This is a genomic window from Binatus sp. (SeqCode) (assembly GCF_035272065.1).
GTDB lineage: Bacteria > Desulfobacterota > Binatia > Binatales > Binataceae > Binatus.
In genome coordinates, this window is the sequence record NZ_DATEQZ010000087.1 from 1 (window position 1) to 17,267 (window position 17,267).

16 protein-coding genes and 2 pseudogenes are annotated in these 17,267 nt (G+C 61.7%); 8 read left to right on the forward strand and 10 right to left on the reverse strand.

Features of this window, described 5'->3' with window-relative positions:
* Positions 1-546: pseudogene (locus VJX68_RS15615) on the reverse strand (hypothetical protein); the annotation flags it as partial.
* A gap of 19 nt (positions 547-565) precedes the next feature.
* The gene (locus VJX68_RS15620; protein ID WP_324096641.1) at positions 566-1,867 is read right to left on the reverse strand and encodes a tetratricopeptide repeat protein; all 1,302 of its coding nucleotides are present in this window, start codon (positions 1,865-1,867) and stop codon (positions 566-568) included.
* 130 nt (positions 1,868-1,997) lie between these two features.
* Between VJX68_RS15620 and VJX68_RS15625 the strand changes: the two genes are divergently transcribed.
* From VJX68_RS15625 to VJX68_RS15635, 3 genes are read left to right on the forward strand one after another with little or no spacing between them, the layout of a single operon-like run.
* A complete protein-coding gene (locus VJX68_RS15625; RefSeq protein WP_324096642.1) occupies positions 1,998-2,441 on the forward strand; it encodes a pyridoxamine 5'-phosphate oxidase family protein in 444 nt (147 codons plus the stop codon).
* Between the two features lie 38 nt (positions 2,442-2,479).
* Entirely contained in the window at positions 2,480-2,665 is a 186-nt protein-coding gene (locus VJX68_RS15630) for a hypothetical protein (RefSeq protein ID WP_324096643.1), read from the forward strand.
* 21 nt (positions 2,666-2,686) lie between these two features.
* Complete coding sequence (locus tag VJX68_RS15635) at positions 2,687-3,370, forward strand: phytanoyl-CoA dioxygenase family protein (protein WP_324096670.1); 684 nt, start codon at positions 2,687-2,689, stop codon at positions 3,368-3,370.
* 36 nt (positions 3,371-3,406) lie between these two features.
* Here VJX68_RS15635 and VJX68_RS15640 read toward each other — a convergent pair whose 3' ends face one another.
* The 4 genes from VJX68_RS15640 to VJX68_RS15655 form a co-directional block, all read right to left on the reverse strand.
* Positions 3,407-4,576, reverse strand: a complete 1,170-nt coding sequence (locus tag VJX68_RS15640) for a TIGR03118 family protein (RefSeq protein ID WP_324096644.1) — start codon at positions 4,574-4,576, stop codon at positions 3,407-3,409.
* Between the two features lie 293 nt (positions 4,577-4,869).
* Positions 4,870-5,301, reverse strand: a complete 432-nt coding sequence (locus VJX68_RS15645) for an STY0301 family protein (protein WP_324096645.1) — start codon at positions 5,299-5,301, stop codon at positions 4,870-4,872.
* Positions 5,302-5,781: 480 nt separating this feature from the next.
* Entirely contained in the window at positions 5,782-5,955 is a 174-nt protein-coding gene (locus VJX68_RS15650) for a hypothetical protein (protein WP_324096646.1), read from the reverse strand.
* A gap of 242 nt (positions 5,956-6,197) precedes the next feature.
* Positions 6,198-7,679, reverse strand: a complete 1,482-nt coding sequence (locus tag VJX68_RS15655) for a TolC family protein (protein ID WP_324096647.1) — start codon at positions 7,677-7,679, stop codon at positions 6,198-6,200.
* Between the two features lie 105 nt (positions 7,680-7,784).
* Between VJX68_RS15655 and VJX68_RS15660 the strand changes: the two genes are divergently transcribed.
* The 5 genes from VJX68_RS15660 to VJX68_RS15680 all read left to right on the forward strand — a co-directional run bounded on the left by VJX68_RS15660 (position 7,785) and on the right by VJX68_RS15680 (position 14,227).
* Positions 7,785-8,060 (forward strand): YtcA family lipoprotein, encoded by a 276-nt coding sequence (locus VJX68_RS15660; RefSeq protein WP_324096648.1) that lies wholly within the window; start codon positions 7,785-7,787, stop codon positions 8,058-8,060.
* Positions 8,060-9,127, forward strand: coding sequence for an efflux RND transporter periplasmic adaptor subunit (locus tag VJX68_RS15665; protein ID WP_324096649.1), 1,068 nt, complete (start codon positions 8,060-8,062; stop codon positions 9,125-9,127). The genes VJX68_RS15660 and VJX68_RS15665 overlap by 1 nt, the downstream gene beginning before the upstream one ends.
* 2 nt (positions 9,128-9,129) lie before the next feature.
* Positions 9,130-11,442 (forward strand): FUSC family protein, encoded by a 2,313-nt coding sequence (locus VJX68_RS15670; protein ID WP_324096650.1) that lies wholly within the window; start codon positions 9,130-9,132, stop codon positions 11,440-11,442.
* 164 nt (positions 11,443-11,606) lie between these two features.
* Positions 11,607-13,025: a 3-oxoacyl-[acyl-carrier-protein] synthase III C-terminal domain-containing protein gene (locus VJX68_RS15675; RefSeq protein WP_324096651.1), complete on the forward strand. Its 1,419-nt coding sequence runs from the start codon at positions 11,607-11,609 to the stop codon at positions 13,023-13,025.
* Positions 13,026-13,042: 17 nt separating this feature from the next.
* Positions 13,043-14,227 (forward strand): acetyl-CoA acetyltransferase, encoded by a 1,185-nt coding sequence (locus VJX68_RS15680; RefSeq protein WP_324096652.1) that lies wholly within the window; start codon positions 13,043-13,045, stop codon positions 14,225-14,227.
* 450 nt (positions 14,228-14,677) lie between these two features.
* Here the strand turns inward: VJX68_RS15680 and VJX68_RS15685 are convergent, their stop codons facing one another.
* From VJX68_RS15685 to VJX68_RS19380, 4 genes and pseudogenes are all read right to left on the reverse strand, one after another.
* Positions 14,678-15,160: a YybH family protein gene (locus tag VJX68_RS15685; RefSeq protein ID WP_324096654.1), complete on the reverse strand. Its 483-nt coding sequence runs from the start codon at positions 15,158-15,160 to the stop codon at positions 14,678-14,680.
* 160 nt (positions 15,161-15,320) lie between these two features.
* Positions 15,321-16,481, reverse strand: a complete 1,161-nt coding sequence (locus tag VJX68_RS15690) for an acyl-CoA dehydrogenase family protein (RefSeq protein WP_324096655.1) — start codon at positions 16,479-16,481, stop codon at positions 15,321-15,323.
* The gene (locus VJX68_RS15695; protein WP_324096656.1) at positions 16,478-16,645 is read right to left on the reverse strand and encodes a GFA family protein; all 168 of its coding nucleotides are present in this window, start codon (positions 16,643-16,645) and stop codon (positions 16,478-16,480) included. Before VJX68_RS15695 ends, VJX68_RS15690 begins: the two co-directional genes overlap by 4 nt.
* Positions 16,646-16,745: 100 nt before the next feature.
* Positions 16,746-16,919, reverse strand: a pseudogene (locus tag VJX68_RS19380) (GFA family protein); the annotation flags it as partial.
* Positions 16,920-17,267 lie beyond the last annotated feature (348 nt).

Genomic DNA, 17,267 nt, shown 5'->3' on the forward strand with positions numbered 1-17,267 from the left:
GTTGCCGAACACCGCGCCGGTGCGCGAGCGCCGCACGCTGATGTCCTGCAGATGGGCGGATAACAGATTGATTCCTTCGGGTACGTAGCAGCGGATGAGCGTCACCTGCTTGTCGACGGTGGCGTAGGAGAGGTCCAGGCCTCCCGCAATCCGCGCGCCCGCCAGTGCGAGTCCGCTGGGATGCACGAATCGCGACGCATTGGGGTCGCTGAGAAGCCATACGACCAATTCGGCGCGCACGGTGCGGTCGGCGCCCCAATTCTCGCCGTTCGCGGGGTTGTTGGCGGCGTTGTCGGGATCGTCGTTGGGGCCGAACCACGGCACGTCGCGCAACGGTGCGGCGTGCAGGAGTTTTCGTTCGGCAGCGTTGAGCGAGGCGCCGAACTTCTGTTGCGCCATCGCGTCAAGCGCGGAGTCTGGAGCCGCGGAGGCGTCAAACGCGCGGGCACTTGAGCTACGCGCTCCGCCAGCTAACGACGGCCATGCGATGAAGGTCAGCCATGCCGTCGCGATGGCGGCGGCGATTGCTTTTCGAGCTATGTACATTGCCGGAACCAACGCCGCGCTAGATCGAGTCCGCCCAGTGGCGATCGAGCGCGGTCTCCGGCCGGCCTGCGATATGTTCGCTGAGGGCGGCTCGCGCCTCGACCTTGCGTCCACCTCTAATCAGCGAAAGGAGATGTGACTCGGCAAAGACGCCGCGCTGTTCGTCGCTTCCGCCGACGCATGGCACATCGGCCAGGATTGGCTGCAGGAGCCCGGCGGCGCGATCATAGTCGCCCGCCGCGTAGGCGACGCATCCGCGCGCAAGCGGCACCCCGACCTCGTTCCAGACATGCGCCAATCCGCCGGTTTGTTTTTCAGCGTGGCGCTCCATGCCGGCGAGCGCGCTTGCCGCCTCTGTGGTCTCGCCCGCTCGGGTGAGCGCGTACAGGTAGATGCAGTTGAGGAACGGGAACAGAGTATCGTGCGCGTTGGCACGGATATGCGGCGCGATCGCGCACCACTCGGCGTCAACTTTTCCGCCGGCTAGCTCGAGGTACCATAGCAACAGTATGGAATCGGTATGTTCAACGACGGCGTCGGGTGAGTATCCCCAGATATACTTTCGATATGCATTGCGAGCGTCGTCAAATCTCAGTTCGCTCAAATACAGAGTAGCCAGATGGAACCAGTTGTGCGCGACTGTGTAATGGCTGAATTTCTGCCATGACGGCGCGTATTGCTCCATCGCGGCAATACCCTCGCCGATACGCGACTGTCCGGCGAAAACGTGCGCGCGGCAATGCTGCGCCCACATCGTGTTTGGATCGAGCGCGAGCGCGGCCCTGGCCACTTCGTCGGCGCGCTCGCGCTCCGCGTTGAGTTCAAGTGCGAAGGCGTGCATCGCCAGCACGTGGCCTACGTCCGGATTTGCCGCCGCCGCCTTGCGCATCACTTCGAGCTGGCGCGCGGCGAGGCCGGTCTCGAAAAAGTGGAACTCGGCAAGCTTCGCCGCGACCATGTCGCGCGGCCAGCGGTCGGCGATCTGTTCGTAGAGAGCGAGCGCGCTTTCGAAATCGCCGGCGCATCCGGCTTTCACCGCATTGATGAACACCTGCTCGCGCTCTGTCAGATCGGCGAGCCGAGTCTCCGCGCGCGCGAGGAATGGCGCCGCCTGTTTGGCGCCGGCTGTCGTTTGCGAATAGAGAAAAGTCGATGCACAGCAGGCCTGCAGCATCGCGCAGTCCGGATATGCGTCAGCGGCGACCTGAACCGCGGCGGCGTGCGTACCGAGCGCAAGCAGTTCGTGAGCGTAGTGGTCGATGGCGTGAATGGCGCCGTCGGACTCGGTGGCGACTGCGAGGCCGCGGTTGTCGAATTTCATCGCGACGGGTTCCTGCCGATCAGCGACGGTGCCACGACAATTGGCGGAGTGTCAATCGGCCGTTTGCTTCGATCGCGGTGACGATGCTTAGAGTTTTCTGTCGCGCTAGAACTTTGCCAAGGAGTCACCTGTGGAAGCTGCACAGAAAGAGAGACTTGCCGCGCTGCTGGCTGAGGTCCGGGTCGCGATCCTCGTCACCCAGGGCGAGCAGTGGCCGACGGCGACGATGCAGGCGTTTGCGGAGACGCCGGAGTTCGATCTGTTGTTCATCATGAATGACGCCACCGAGAAGTTTCAAAATCTGCTCAGACATCCGTACGTCACCGTGTACCTGGACGCGCGCGAAAAGGGCAAGGTCGAGACGTTCGAGATCTCGCGCGTGTTGATCCAGGGAATTGCCAGCGAAATCGCGCGCGACGGCGCCGAATGGGAACCGCTAAAGGAAATATTCCTGAAGAAGAGCCCCTTCGAGGCGCCGTTCTTCAGGTACCCGACGCTGCGCATGATGCGCGTGCGGCCCAAGCGGCTATCGTACGCGGGCGCCGACCGCGTCGCGTTCAAGGCTGAGTTCTGAGAATTGCCGGCGCACATCGCGTGTTGTAAGAAGGAACCGTGACGACTCTTGCCGACAAAATCGCACCGTATGCCGCTCAGTTCCGGCGTGACGGCTTCGTCATGGTGCCCGACTTGCTCGCCGCGGACGACCTCGAGCGCTACGGCGCCGCGGTCGATGAAGCGGTGGCGCGGCGCAAGCGCTTCGACAATCGCAAGCTGGGCGAGAAGACGCCCTACGAATAGTCGTTCATTCAATGCATCAATCTGTGGGAAGACACGCCTGCCGTTCGGCCGCTCACGTTTCATCCGATTGTGTGCGAGACGGCGGCGCGCCTGCTTGGCGTCGACACGCTGCGGCTGTGGCACGATCAGGCGCTTTACAAGGAGGCGGGCGGGCGGCTGACCGATCCGCATCAGGATCAGCCTTACTGGCCGATGGTCGAGACCGACACCATCACCGCATGGATCCCGTTCGACGGCTCGACGCACGCGACCGGATGCATGGGCTACGTGCCGGGCTCGCACGCGGTCGGACTGCAGGAGTTCGTGAACATCTTCAAGCCTGAAGACGCGCTCGAAATTCTGAAGATGCCGCAGATCAAAGACACGCCGCCGGTGTGGGTCGAGGTGCCGCGCGGCGGAGTCGCGTTCCATCACGGGCTGACGGTGCACATGGCAAAGCCGAACCTCGGGTCGCGGACGCGGCGTGTGCACACGATGATTTTTTTCCGCGACGGCTCCACGCGCAAGAATAATTTCCCGCACGACTCCGTCGAGCGCTATCACATTGAGATCGGAGCACCGATCGACAGCCCCGTGACGCCGATCGCATGGCCGCGAGCGGCGGGCGATTTGCCCGAAGTGCCCGACGCGCCGATCTCGGCGATATTCGCCAAGGCAGTCGAGCTCGGCGCATTTCCCGACAAGGCCGGGCGCGCCGACCGCTAGCTGTTAACCAGAAGTCGGGGCGCGGCCGGCGCGTAGCTACATCATTCCGGGCATGAGGTTGTAAGGCCCTGTTCCTCCTCCCATACCAGACTTCTTCGTCGTGACGTCGAACTTGCCGAAGATTCCCTCGCTCTCCATATTCGGGCCGGCAGTGAAGTACAGCGACGTGGTGCTCGCATTGTTGGAGCCGTTGCCGAAAACCAGCGCCCACAGTCCGTCGACGTTCAGCGGCTTGCCATGTTTGTCAGTCGGCTGGCCAACTGGAGTGCCCATGGAGTTGAACGCATTGATATTTCCATCGCCGAAGTTTCCAATCCAATAGTCGCCGCCCAGCGGACCGAAGGTCGACGGCGTCAACACCATCCCCCACGGCGCGTTGAGGTTGCCGCCGGTCGCTAAACGCTCCATGAATACTCCGTCGGTCGAGAAGATATCGATGTAGCCGGCGCCCACCTGATGCACCGGATCATGCTTGGCCGCATCCTGCATCGCATATGAGACCCACAGATTGCCGCCGAGGAGCGTGATTCCAAACGGCGCAAAGCCGGCGATCGGGCTGGGATCGGTAAAGGTCCCGGTCAGCGACGCTGGATTGTAGGCGCCATCGAAGACGTCCACTTTGCCCGATCGGAAATTCGTCGCGTAGATGAACTGATGCCCGTTGAGCGTGGCGATGGCGAGGCCTTTATACACCGCGCCGGTATCCGCAGTGGGCACCGCGGAGTTATCCACGTGGAGTACGGCGCCGGTGCCATCGGTCTCTTGCCATCCCGAGATCGTCCCGTCCTCGGCGGAAAATATAAAAAGGTCGCCGCCGAAATCGGCGGTCGTCCCGTTGAAAACGATCCCGGACGGCGTTGCGGAAGCAGTGGCGCTGCCAGGCGGCGGGATCGTTACGACGAAGGGCACCTTCCTTTTGCCAACATCGACCGTAAACATTTTTCCCTTGCCGTCGTACAGTGTCGATACGCCGGCGTTGTTGTCGGAAATCCAGAACGGCGTCGGTCCCTGTACCAGCCCCCAGGGATTGAGCAGGTTTGCGTCGTGGACTTTCGCCTTCAGACTCTTCATCGAGGTGACGAGGTTGGTCTGAGTGTAAGAGGGCGTCTTGCTCATGTTTATCGGCGACATCTGCGCCAATGCGCTCGCCGTCGTGGCGAGCGCAATAACGGATGCGCCCAGCAATCTTCGTATTTTGCGGTTCATTTCCTTTCCTCCGTATTGAAAACCAGCGACAAAAATTTAGGCTAGCTCCTGGGGCTAACAGATGGTGGATGCGGATGGTTCCCGCAGACGCCGGAATTCGATGCGGCCGCACAACATTCCGTCTTGACTCTCACGAGCCACGAACGGACTATCACTCTTTGACTGAAAGATTAGGCAGTAGTCGGAAGGAAGCTATATTGGAAACTACTCAGTAGTACATGAGCGAGAGTAGCGCATGCAACGTAATATGCTATTGAATTGATAGTCAGATCGTCGGGCACATCGATGACTGACTATTTGCAGTTCACACTCTTGACTACATTACCGCCGCCGCCGAAGCGCAGGTTGTGATCGTAGATGACGTCGCATCGCGTGACCTCCGCCGGCAAGCGGCGGGAGATCTGCGCGGTGGTGTTCGCGTAGTTGCACTGCAGCCAGTAGCCGCGAGCGCTCTTCGCCAGCTGCCAGGTCTGGATGATGTTGTCGCCGCTCGTCTTTTCGTTGTCGGGCACGAGCGAGGCCTGCTCTGCCGGAGGACCGTCGAAGATCGTGACACCCACAATTGCAGTCTGGTAACCGGAGTAGGTAACTGTCCAATCCGGCGCCGGTGCCGATGCCTTCTGTTCGACCGCTATAGTCGCCGGACAAGCTGACTCGGCCTGCGCGAAATGCATCGGCGCAATCGAGCACGCGAACGCAATCAGAATAAATGTGAGTCGCTTCATCTCGTTTACCTCTCGGGCAGCCGCGCAAGTCTAGAATGCGGCGAGAGGAAAAACGAGTGCGGGGCGGAGTCGCGCTACGTTTCGCGCTCCCGCCCCGCAAATGGGGAACTCACTCGCGGCGGTTCCGCCGCGGGCATCGCAGACCGGTTACCGTTCGACGCCTGGTCTTTTGAAATATGGTTTGGCCGGGCGCGCGATTATCACAATCGCTATAGCCAGTCCTGCCAGCAATGATAAAATTTCCATCATACTAAACTCACTTGCGCGTGTGCGGGCCTTACGGTCGATTTCTAACAGCGCGCGATTTCAGGTCGATTGTCCTTTGGCTCGCCGAGCCGCACTTGCGAATCGCTCATGCGTTGGTGGCGCGACGCGCGCATCTGTTGAGGAAGTAACTCAGGAACGCTCCCGGAGGCCGATCGAAGTCGAATTCGATTCGCTGGATCGGGTCCTTCCCGTGCGTGGTATGCGATGCGTCGATTACAGGCTCACGAACGAGAGAACGATGTACGCCAAGGTGAGGAACGCGAACGCGACACCGGGCAATTCGCTGAGCAGACTGTTTTGCGCGATGCGATCGGCGGCGACAGTCTCGGTCTGCTCCTTCACCTGCTGAAAGCCTGCGAGCCTCTGATTGATTGTGGTAGCAGCCATTTTCTTTGCCTCCCGTTAGAGTTCGTCGTCAGCAGGAGGTAGAGCAAGGCTGGTGCCAATGACCGAAGTCCCTATTTTATTCAACTATTTTCGATTGGCGCAGTCTTTCCCATTTGCGATTCGCAAAACGTTTGCCGCGATGCGCGAAAACCCCGCTGTTTGCGCAGAGTCCATCGAAGCAGCCGCGCGACTGCATGCAGGCGATTCACGTCGTCGAAACTGCGGCTACTGTTACGAACGCGTTACGGACGCAGCGGCATCTCGATGGCTCCCACGGCGTACGCGGCGGCGGCTGACGACGTTAGCAAGTCCGCGCGGCTTTGGACGATCGTGTAGCGCGCGTTGGCGAGATCGCGATCGGCGGTGAGCAGCTCGACGATCGTGCTGAGCCCCTGCCGGTACGTGTCGAGGTTGGCGTCGTAGGACTCCTGCGACGCGGCCAGCAGAGCCTTGGCATAGTCGTAGCGGCTGAGCGCGGTTTGGAATTCGTAGTACGCGCGCCACACGGAGCTTATCGCATCGACCTCGAGCGACTTGAGCTGTGCGCCGGCGGCGTCGCGATCAGCCTCGGCCTGGCGCATGTCGTTGAGGCGCTTGAAACCGGTGAAAAGGTCCCAGTTGATCGTCAGCAGCGCAGCGTATTGCGGCTGGTTGTCGGTGACCGTCGGCGTGCCGTCGTACCGGTAATTCCAGGACTGCTCGCCGTAGTTGCCCATTACTCCGACCGTTGGATAGAAGGCAGCCTTGGTGCGTGCGACGTCGGCGCGGCGCGCGTCGAGCGTGGCGACCTGGGCCGCGAGATCGGGACGGCTACGCACTGCGGTTTCGATGAGTTGATCCACTTCGCTGCCAAGGCTGGCGGGAATCGGCAGAGTGTCGAGATTCGGCACGTCGAGTGGAGTGTTGGCGGCAACGCCCAGCGCGACGGCCATGCTCGCCTGCGCTTCGCGCACCAGCAGATGCGCGCTGGCGAGATCGTACTGCGACTGCGCGACGCGTTGGCGCGACAGCAGCAGCTCGGGTTGAGTGGCCAACCCGAGATCGACGCGTCGGCTGACGGCCTCATCGTCGGTCTTCGCAAGCTCCACGTTTTGCTCTGCGGCCTGCACGGCGGCCTTCGCGGCACCGATTGCATAGAACGAGCGCTGCGTCGCGAACACTACGTCTTGCAGCTTGCGGTTGAACGAGAAGTTCGCGGCCGCCAGTTGCGCGCGCGCGGAGGCTGCGCCGGCGTCGCGGCGGCCGAAGTCGAGAAGTGTGTAGGTGAACGCGAGCATTGGCGTTACCTGCCACTGCTTGAGCACGGCGTTTTGACCGGGAAGCTGAAAAATTTCGCGCTCGTAGCCACCTGGGACCTGCGCGCCGACGACCGGATAGAACGGCGCGCGCGAGACTCCGTAAGCGGCCGCCGCGGCGCGAGCTTGATCCCACGTCTGCCGGGTGTCGGGATTGTTGCTGAGCGCGATGTCGATCAGCGCCGGCAGATCGTATTTGTTGCCGGCCGCTGTTACGCGCGGCTCTGGAATCGTACTTGCTGGCCGCTCCTGCATCGGTATCACGAATTCGTTCGCCGCGCCGGACCTTGGTGTCCACGCACGATCCGAATCCGCCGGCGCGAATTTATCCGGATACACTTCGGGCTGCTCGGCAAAATAAGTGCATCCTCCCGCGCATAGTGCGAGGCCGATTGCGGCGAGGACTAACTTCCGCGCCGCGCACCGCATTTCGAAATCAAATTTCATAGAACGTCCCCCAACGTTGGCTACGCTTTCGGACATTGAATCCCGCAACGTGCGTTTGCACAATCCGGCGCGTACAATCTTCCCCGAATGCGATTCTCGCCTACTGCCGCAAGTAGACTCGCGCTGCCGATCGCCGCGGCACTCCTGCTCGCCGGATGCGATCCCGTCGTCAACATCGCGGGCGCAAATTTCCCGAGCTGGCTGTTCTGCGCAATTTGCGGCGCGACCCTAACCGCCCTGATTCGGCCAATCTTCGTCGTGACGCGCGTCGAGAGCTACCTGTGGCCGCTGCCAATTGTGTATTCGAGCCTCACGATCCTCATGGGATGCATCGTCTGGCTCATCTTCTTCAATCGAATCTGATGAACACCGCGACCAGGATCGAGACCGAATCATCGATGACCTTGCGCTTCGCCGGCCACGTCCTAAGCGCCGCGATCGTAATCGCGACGATCATCGTCGGTCTCTACGTCGCGCGCCTCTACTATCTCTATCCGCGCACCGACGACGCTTACGTTCGCGCCAACTCGGTCGGAATCGCGCCGCACGTGACCGGGCCTATCACCGAACTGCCGATCGTCGATAATCAGTACGTCAAGCAGGGCGACTTGCTGTTCATAGTTGATCCGCGGCCGTATCAGGCAGCGCTCGATGCCGCGGTCGCCAAGCTTCAATTGACGGAGCTGAATATCAAGGCGCTAGAGGATGCGATCCGCACCGCGAAGTCGGATCAAGTACGGCTCGAAGCCGACGCCGCGTACGCCAAGCAGTATCTCAATCGCATCGAGCCGCTGCTTTCCAAGCACTTCGTCACCGCCAACGACGTCTTCAACGCGCGCTCGCGCGTAAGCGCCGCGGAGGCCGCCGTCCAGGCCGCACATTCCGACGTCAGCAAGGCGCAGAACCAGCTCGGCCAGTACGGCGATATCAACGCGCTGCGCAAAGCCGCGGAGGCCGCGGTGTACGACGCGAAACTCAACGTCGGTTACTGCTACGTGCGCGCGCCGTACAACGGCTGGGTCACCAATCTCAATATTGCGGAGGGCCAGTACGCCAACGAAGGCCGGCAAGTCGTCAGCCTGATCGACGATCGGAAGTGGTATGTGATAGCGAACTTCCGCGAGACCTTTCTCTCGCACATCCAGCCCGGCATGACCGCCGAGGTTTTCATCCTCGCCTATCCCAACAAGCGCTTTCGCGGCCGCGTGCAAGGCGTGGGATGGGCGCTGTATCAGCAGAACGGCGCTACCGTCGATGGGCTGCCGCAAACTGAGGCTACGCTCAACTGGGTGCGGCTCTCGCAGCGCTTCCCGGTGCGCATCGTGCTCGAGGACCGCGACCCGAGGTTCCCGTTCAGGATGGGCAACACCGCGGTCGTGACGATCCAGGGTTATCGCGATCAGGATTCTGGCGCGCAGAGCATTCACTGAACATGTCCGCTGCGACGCCACCGCGCCTTGGGTTCGAGCGCCGGCTCGCGACACTCGGAGCAGCCATCCGCCGCAGATCCGCCGGCCGTCGGAATCGACTGATCCGCCTGCTGGGTGAGGAATTCTCGCCAACCCCGCGTCGTGTCCGGATAGCCGTCAGAATCGGGCTCGAATGCGCCGTGGGTATGGGCCTGATGGCCGCGATGCAAATCGACAGCATCCTGGGCGCGTACGTTCTCTACAACCTCACGTCGGCCGGCGCGCCGATGATCCGGCCGCTGATGTGCGCGCTCCTTATCCTCGTCGAAGGTGTGGCGCTCGCGCTGTCGCACCCGCTCGCCGGCATCCTGGCGGAAGCGCCGTGGCTGATGCTCTCCTTTTTTGCGCTCGAGACCGCGGCGTACGCGTACCTGGTCAGCCGCCTCCAGCTCGGAGCGGTGTGGCTGATGGTGCAAATCACTTTTCTCGGCACATTTTACGTCGTGGTGTTCGCGCCCAACGATTTCGGCTGGGGGCTTGCCTACACCTTCGGCGGCGTCACTGTCGCCTTCCTTTTAATGACGCTGTTCGACACCGTGTTATGGCCCGAGCCTGCCGAGGCCGCGCTGCTGGAATCGTTGCGAGAGTGTCTCGAACGCACGCGCACGAGGTTGAGGAACGTTGTTCATGTTTTCCTCGATTCCGACGACGCATCTGCCGTCCCCGCTGCACCTCTGATTTCGCACCTGCCTGCTCATCTGAATCTGCTCAGCCGCGCCGAGTCGGAACGTTCCGACCCGCATCGCGATGCAGTCCTGCTCGCCTTCGTTACAACTATAGAGCGCATCTATGTCGAGCTCGCACGACTGACGTTCGTCGTTGGCGAACGTACGCCGCGAGTCTTCCGCGACCTGTTCAAGCCGCAGCTCGAAGCCGTCGCCGATGCGCTCGATCGTTCATTGGCGCGTCTCGACGATTACATCGCCGGCGGTATCGTCCACGGTCCGTCGTCGCCGATGGCCGAATCTGCCACCGAAGTCGCAGCCGCGTTCAAAGCCCTGGACGCGCGGCGCGACGAACTCGCAATTCTGAGTCGTCCGGAAGCGCAAGCGGCCGAGATAAACGTGATGGGCAGCTTTATGCTTGGGCTTCGGGGGATTGCGCGCCTGCTCGAGCTGAGCCCCGACGACACGCCGACGCCTGTCACAAAAGCGCCGCCGCAAACGATCGCATCGAAACTGTTCCCACTCGATCCCGATGCGACAAAGTATGCGACCAAGCTGGGAGTCGCGATCGCGCTCGCGTACGTGGTCGGACTGACGACCCAGCGCGGCGATCTCACCGTCATTTTGTGGACCGTCGTCATCGCGGGGCTGCCGACCTACGGCGCGACCTATCGCAAGATGTGGCTGCGCCTGATCGGCGGAGTCATCGGCGGCGCGATTGGTCTCGCGATGATCATCATCGTCACGCCCAACTTCGAAACAGTGCTGACTTACATGATCGCGTGTTTCGTCGCGCTGAGCGTGGCGGGACACGCGGCGCAGAGCAGCGATCGCATCAACTACGCCGCGCGCCAGGCAGGAACCTCGTTCGTCCTGGTTTTCGCGGGGCTCAGCCCGAGCGAAGACATCTACGCCCCACTTTGGCGCGTCTGGGGGATGCTGCTCGGAATCGCAATCGTCGCTCTCGTTTTCCTGATTCTATGGCCCGAGTACGCGGCCAACTCGCAGTTGCCGCGGATTAAGAAATTGCTGCGCGCGTGCCTCGACCTGATGCCCGGTGGCGCGGCAGCTTCATCGGATGAGCGAATCCAGGCGGCTGAACGCGAGGTCATGAAAACGGCGAACGAATTGTTGAACATCGCCGACGACGCTCGGCTGGAGGGACGCGCTTGCGCGATCGATCCGGACCGGGTCGTCGATGCGACCGGGACGCTGCGGCGGATTGCATATCGCGTCGGCAGTGTCTCCGAGGTCCGCCTGCAGACGCCGATACCGCCGCTGGCGCCCGAAACGCAGGCAGCACGCGACGCCTTCGAGGCGGAATTGCGCGCGCGCCTGCAGTCGTGGCTCGACTACATCGAGCAGTATCGCCCGCCGACCAGCCGCAGCGCTCTCGCCTGGGCCGAGGAACGCGATTCGGCGCGGCTCGGCGAATTGCTGACGCGATATACCGACCGAATCTCCGCCTCAGGCTACGCCGAAGTCGCGTCATGGCCCGCAGACACCCGTGTGGTGCTGTTCGGCGAAATCGAGTCTTTCCACCGCTTCATCATCCTCGCGAACGAACTCGACGACAACCTCTCGCGCGTCCCGCTGCAACGCAGATACTAGTGCTGACCACAAATAGTTCTAACAGGGACGAAGTCCCGCATCTCTTCTTAGTATTGGGTGCAGGGGTCACCCCTGCCCAAGGAAGCGCGAAACCCACGGCGGGTTTCGCATTCAATTGAGTGGATTGCCATTCCGGTTGACCGCATCGCACGACTCGGCCTTTAATGCCGATTATGGCTGGAATTGTTTCCTATGGTTCATACGTTCCCTATCGGCGCCTCAAGCGCTCGGCGATAGCGGCTGTTCTCGGTACGCCCGCCGGCAAGGGCGAGCGCGCAATCGCGAGCTTCGACGAGGACAGCGTCTCGATGGCGGTTGAGGCGGCGCGCGACGCGCTGAAAGCCGCGCCGCCCGGGGACGTGCAGGCTCTAGTCTTCGCGACCACGACGCCGCCTTACGCAGAGAAACTCAGTGCCGCCGTGATCGGTGCGGCCGCTCGGCTTCCGGCGGAGATTCGCGCGTCGGATATGACAGGCTCGGTCCGTGCCGGCATGTCGGCGCTGCTGCAAGGCGCCGATGCCGTCAGCGGCGGCGCGAAACGCGCTCTCGTCGCGATCGGCGATTGCCGGCTTGCCGCGCCCGAGGGCAAGGCCGAGCAGACGACCGGCGACGGCGCGGTCGCGTTCGTGCTCGGTGCGGAGAACGTTATTGCCGAAATCGAGGCGAGCGCCTCGCTCACGCGCGAGCTGCTCGACACTTGGCGCGCGCAGGGCGAGCGTTTTGCGCATTCGTGGGAAGAACGCTTCACGCTCACGCAGGCGCATTCGCCAATGCTGGGCACCGTCATCAAGAACGTGCTCGAGAAGGCGAAAATCGCGCCGGGCGATCTGTCGAAGGTGATTCTCGACGCGCCCAACGCCCGTGCTGCCGATGAAATCGCGCGCGCGCTCAAGATCGATCCCGCGAAATTCTCCGATTCCTTTGCGTTGACCGTCGGACAGACCGGCGCCGCGCATGCGGGCCTGATGCTCACAGCGGCGCTGGCGGCCGCGAAGCCGGGCGACAGGATACTGGTCGCGACGGTCGCCGACGGCGCCGACGCGATTGTGCTGCGCGTCACGCCCGCGATCGCCGGCTTCAAGCCGGTGCATTCTGTCGGCCGCATGATCGAATCCAAGGGCGACGTGTCGTACGCCAACTACCTCAAGTGGCGCGAGATTCTGCCGACCGAGCCGCCGCGCCGTCCCGATCCCGAGCGGCCCGCGGGACCGCCGATGATGCGCTCGGAGAAGTGGAAGTTCGGGTTCATCGGCTCGCGATGCACCAATTGCGGGACGCCGCAGCTTCCGCCGCAACTGGTTTGCGTGAAATGCCACAAGCGCGGTTTCATGGAGCCGTACCAGTTCGCCGACCGCACCGCGAAAATCGCGACCTATGCAATCGATCGCCTCGCCTATTCTCTCAATCCGCCGACTGTTAACGTCGTACTGGACTTCGACGGTGGCGGCCGGTTCCTGTGCGAGATGACCGACTGCGAGCCCGACAAGGTCGCGATTGGCGACGAAGTCGAAATGACGTTTCGCCGGCTCTTTACCGCCGACGGCGTCAACAACTATTTTTGGAAAGCACGCCCGAGGCGTTAAGGGGCCAGGAGAAAAATATGGCAAGCAGAGGAATCAAGGACCGCGTCGCGATCATCGGGATGGGATGCACCAAGTTCGGCGAGCATTGGGACAAAGGGACCGAAGACCTGCTGGTCGATGCGGCGTACCAGGCTTACGAATCGGCCGGCATGGAGCCCAAAGATGTCGACGCGTACTGGCTCGGCACGATGGGCTCGGGAGTCTCGGGCCTGACGCTCAGCGAGCCGCTCAAGATTCAGTACAAGCCGGTCACGCGCGTCGAGAACATGTGCGCGACGGGCTCCGAGGCGCTGCGACAGGCATGCTACGCAGTCGCGTCGGGCGCGTTCGACATGGCGATGGCAATAGGGGTCGAGAAGCTCAAGGACTCGGGCTACTCCGGGCTGGTCGGCAATGCGCCGCCTAACGACGGAACCGAGGGCAGCATGACGGCGCCCGCGTCGTTCTCGCTGCTGGCGCCCGCGTACTTCAAGAAGTACGGACTCGACCCCGACAAGGGCAAAGACGTGCTCACGCGCATCGCGTGGAAGAATCACAAAAACGGTGCGAAAAATCCCAAGGCGCAGTTCCAGAAGGAAGTGTCGCTCGAAACGATCAAGAACTCGCCCAAGATTGCCGACCCGCTCGGAATCATGGATTGCTCAGGCGTGTCGGACGGCTCGGCGGCGGCGATCGTCGTCCGCGCCGAGGACGCGCACAAGTACTGCAAGAATCCCATCTACATTAAGGCGCTGTCGTTCATCGCGGGGCCGGCCGAAGGGCCGCTGTCGCAGGACTATGACTTCACGACCTTCCGCGAAGTCGTCGCCACCGCCAAGGACGCGTATGCGCAGGCGGGCATCACGAATCCTCGCGAGCAGATCAGCATGGCCGAGGTTCACGATTGCTTCACGCCGACCGAGCTCGTGCTCTACGAGGATCTCGGCTTCAGTCCGCGCGGGACCGCATGGCAGGACGTGATGGACGGGTTCTTCGACCTCGAAGGCAAGCTGCCGGTGAATCCGGATGGCGGTCTCAAGTCGTTCGGGCATCCCATCGGCGCGTCGGGGCTGCGCATGATGTACGAGATGTGGCTGCAGATGCGCGGCGAGGCGGGCCCGCGTCAGCTCAAAAATCCGAAAGTAGGACTGACCCACAACCTGGGCGGCGCCCCCGGCCGATGCGTCAGCTTCGTCTCAGTAGTAGGCAGCCAAGTCGGCTAGCCGCTTTTCTCAACCGACTGATCACACGGCCGGCATTGTACAATGCCGGCCGTTTTGATTGCGCGACTACGATGCAGAAAGTCGCACCACACCTCGAACGAATAGCTACAATCTTAGTAGTGTTGACAGTTATCTACTACGTCGGCGAATTTATCTCAGTAAAGTATAGAATCCCCGCGAGCCGCTCTAGGAACCGTACAAGTCACTAAACTGTACGCGGTACTTCAAAAGGACGGTAAGACCGAGTACGAAGCGGGCGAACCGGAAACGCAGACCTGCGTCAACTCAATTTTCCCGCACCTCGGCTACAGTCCATGCTGGTATGTAAAGCGTCACAAAACCCAGCAATAAATCTCTGACCTCGCGCGCCTCGAGACGCCGGCGTGTTCGGTGCGCCGCGTACGTGACGGCCTGACTGTTCGCGCCGTTCAAGCAGTTATGGATAGCTGCCTATCTGGTGACTCCTTGCAGACTGGTGGAACCGCTGTCCGCATGATGGTGGATCAGTTTCCATTTGCCGTCTTCGAGCCGGAAGATGTTGGTCGAGCGCTGATTGAACTTGACCATCGGACCTTCGGCCAAGCGTAATTGGCCGGTCTCCCTGCAGACCGAAAAACCTATGGCCCCGTCCGCAACGACCAGGATGATCTGCGGAGCGATCCGGCCATCAGGGTAGAGCCGGGCCATGTTTCGAAAGCCTTCGTGAACTTCGTTCCATCCTGCTGCCCAACCGCCCGCCGCGCTCAGGTTCGAGACGTCCGGGCGATGGGACCATACCGTGCTCAGCGGGTCGAGGTCGCCGTGCAGGGCGCTGTTGAACGCGACGTAAAAGAGCTTCGTCGCGTCGCGGATCTCATCTTCAGCCGTAGAAGCTTTGGGAGTCTGCGGCTGTGCGCGCGCGGTCTGCGCGAGCGGCGGTGCGAGGCCAAGCAAGGCGACTACGGCAACTACCGATCCTGAATTTCGCCAACACCGTGACAGGTCCACTGATACCTCCGGAAGCATTCACGCCGCGTTCGAATTCGCCGCTGGTTATTCCTTTGCCACTCGAACCGTAGTATCCGGCGAGTCATCGGCGGGCGTGATCAGATTTCTACTTGCGGGTTTCGAGGCCCATCCGACGCGCGATTATCACTTTCATGATTTCGTTGGTGCCTGCGTAGATCGATTGTACCGCTGCGTCTGCGTAGTCCGTCGACACTGGATACTCCGTCATGAAGCCGTAGCCGCCGTGCAGTTGGAGGCATTGGCTGGTTAGACGCTTTTGTAAGTCGGTGGTCCACCATTTTGCCATGCTTACTTCGGCTACTATCTCGTCGCCGCGGACGTGAGCTTGCAACAGCTTATCGACGAAAGCCTGCCCTACTTCCACTTCGGTCATCATTTCGGCGAGCTTGAACTGGGTGTTTTGAAATTCCGCGATCGGCTGGCCGAACGCGCGGCGATTCTTGCAGTAGGCGATCGTGTCCTCTAGCGTGCGCCGGCAACTCGCCATCGAGGCGACTCCGATGCACAGCCGCTCCTGCTGGAGCTTCTCCATCAGCATCTTGAAGCCCGCGCCTTCCATCCCGAGCAGGTTTCCGGCCGGGACGCGGCAGTCCTCGAAGAACAACTCGCTGGTGTCCTGGCCGCGAAGCCCGAGCTTGTCGAGCTTGCGGCCGCGGACGAAGCCCGGGGCGGTCGCATCGACGAGCATCAGGCTGACGCCCTTGTGCGGAGGGTTGGCCTTGGGGTCGGTCTTGCACACGACGATTACGAGATCGGCGATTTGCCCGTTGGAAATAAAAATCTTCGAGCCGTTGATCACGTAATGATCGCCGTCGCGGCGGGCCGTCGTCTGCACTGCGGCGAGATCGGAGCCGGTGCCCGGCTCGGTCATCGCGATCGCGAGGATGGTCTCGCCTTTGATCGCACCCGGCAGGTAGCGGCGCTTCTGCTCCTCGTTGCCGAAGCTCGTGATGTAGGGCATGCAGATGTCCGAATGCAGCGACATCATGAGGCCGTGCGCGCGCACGCGCGACAGCTCTTCCATCACGATGGCGTCGTAGATGAAGTCGACGCCGCCGCCGCCGTATTCGGCGGGCGCGTTGGCGCCGAGGAACCCGGCCGCGCCCATTTTGCGCCAGCTCGCGCGATCGCTCATCCCGGCACGGTTCCATTCGGGCACCTTCGGCTCGATCTCGGAATCGACGAAGCGGCGCACCTGCGCGCGGAACATCTCGTGCTCTTCGGTGAAAATATCTCGTCGCATCATTGTGGCATCTTCGTTTTGGCGCGCAGCGTAATCAAGCCCGGCAGATCGAGCTGCGGAAGATCGTCGGTGATTTCGAACCACGGCGATTTGACCTCGATAAGGATGTGCTTGTCGGGCTTCATCGCGGGGTCGTCGTCGAGGAGGCCGGCGGGAATTTCGAGCAATCCCGAACTGCCGGCAGGATTCGGTACCGGCGAGCCGCATCGGCTGCAGAAGGAGGCGATAGGCGGGAGGCTCGCGCAGGATCGGCGCTTCGTAAGAGGTGATCAATTCTCTGCCCTGTACAAAGCGGAAATCCTCGATGCGCACGTAGAGGCCCGAGAAGAATGCGGAGCCGGTGACTTTGCGGCATCGCGTGCAATGGCAGAGCTCAAAGGGGCCGGCCGGTTTGGTGAATTCGAAGCGGATAGCACCGCATAGACAGCTTCCGTGGATCATCTCGGTCTCATTTTGTGGTAGTTCTGAGTCTCCGGTCGACGCGAAAGTGAATGAAACATACTACGCGTTGTGGTTCTTAGAGCGTCGAACCACCATCGGTAGTTTCGTTCCGTCAAATTTTGTTTTTTTGCATCGGTCCGGGGAGAGCGCAAGGATTTGCTCTAAGGCGAGCACGAGGTGTGGTGATTGAGGGTTATCACGACAGCATTTTAACACGCCGGCGCAGTTGCCATCAGGCTGAAAAGTTCAGGAGGTGTTGAAGCTGGTCGTTCAGCGAGGTGAGCGACAGCGAATCGCCTGAGAGAGGAGCGCTGCGCGATTTTCAGAACCGGTGCCGGCTTCGCTCAC

What these genes read in the sequence shown, in the direction of transcription:
- VJX68_RS15650 (WP_324096646.1), bottom strand. Translation starts at nt 5,955, where the DNA reads ATGGCTGCTACCACAATCAATCAGAGGCTCGCAGGCTTTCAGCAGGTG.
- VJX68_RS15665 (WP_324096649.1), top strand. Translation starts at nt 8,060, where the DNA reads ATGAACACCGCGACCAGGATCGAGACCGAATCATCGATGACCTTGCGC.
- VJX68_RS15670 (WP_324096650.1), top strand. Translation starts at nt 9,130, where the DNA reads ATGTCCGCTGCGACGCCACCGCGCCTTGGGTTCGAGCGCCGGCTCGCG.
- VJX68_RS15645 (WP_324096645.1), bottom strand. Translation starts at nt 5,301, where the DNA reads ATGAAGCGACTCACATTTATTCTGATTGCGTTCGCGTGCTCGATTGCG.
- VJX68_RS15620 (WP_324096641.1), bottom strand. Translation starts at nt 1,867, where the DNA reads ATGAAATTCGACAACCGCGGCCTCGCAGTCGCCACCGAGTCCGACGGC.
- VJX68_RS15675 (WP_324096651.1), top strand. Translation starts at nt 11,607, where the DNA reads ATGCCGATTATGGCTGGAATTGTTTCCTATGGTTCATACGTTCCCTAT.
- VJX68_RS15680 (WP_324096652.1), top strand. Translation starts at nt 13,043, where the DNA reads ATGGCAAGCAGAGGAATCAAGGACCGCGTCGCGATCATCGGGATGGGA.
- VJX68_RS15655 (WP_324096647.1), bottom strand. Translation starts at nt 7,679, where the DNA reads ATGCGGTGCGCGGCGCGGAAGTTAGTCCTCGCCGCAATCGGCCTCGCA.
- VJX68_RS15690 (WP_324096655.1), bottom strand. Translation starts at nt 16,481, where the DNA reads ATGATGCGACGAGATATTTTCACCGAAGAGCACGAGATGTTCCGCGCG.
- VJX68_RS15660 (WP_324096648.1), top strand. Translation starts at nt 7,785, where the DNA reads ATGCGATTCTCGCCTACTGCCGCAAGTAGACTCGCGCTGCCGATCGCC.
- VJX68_RS15640 (WP_324096644.1), bottom strand. Translation starts at nt 4,576, where the DNA reads ATGAACCGCAAAATACGAAGATTGCTGGGCGCATCCGTTATTGCGCTC.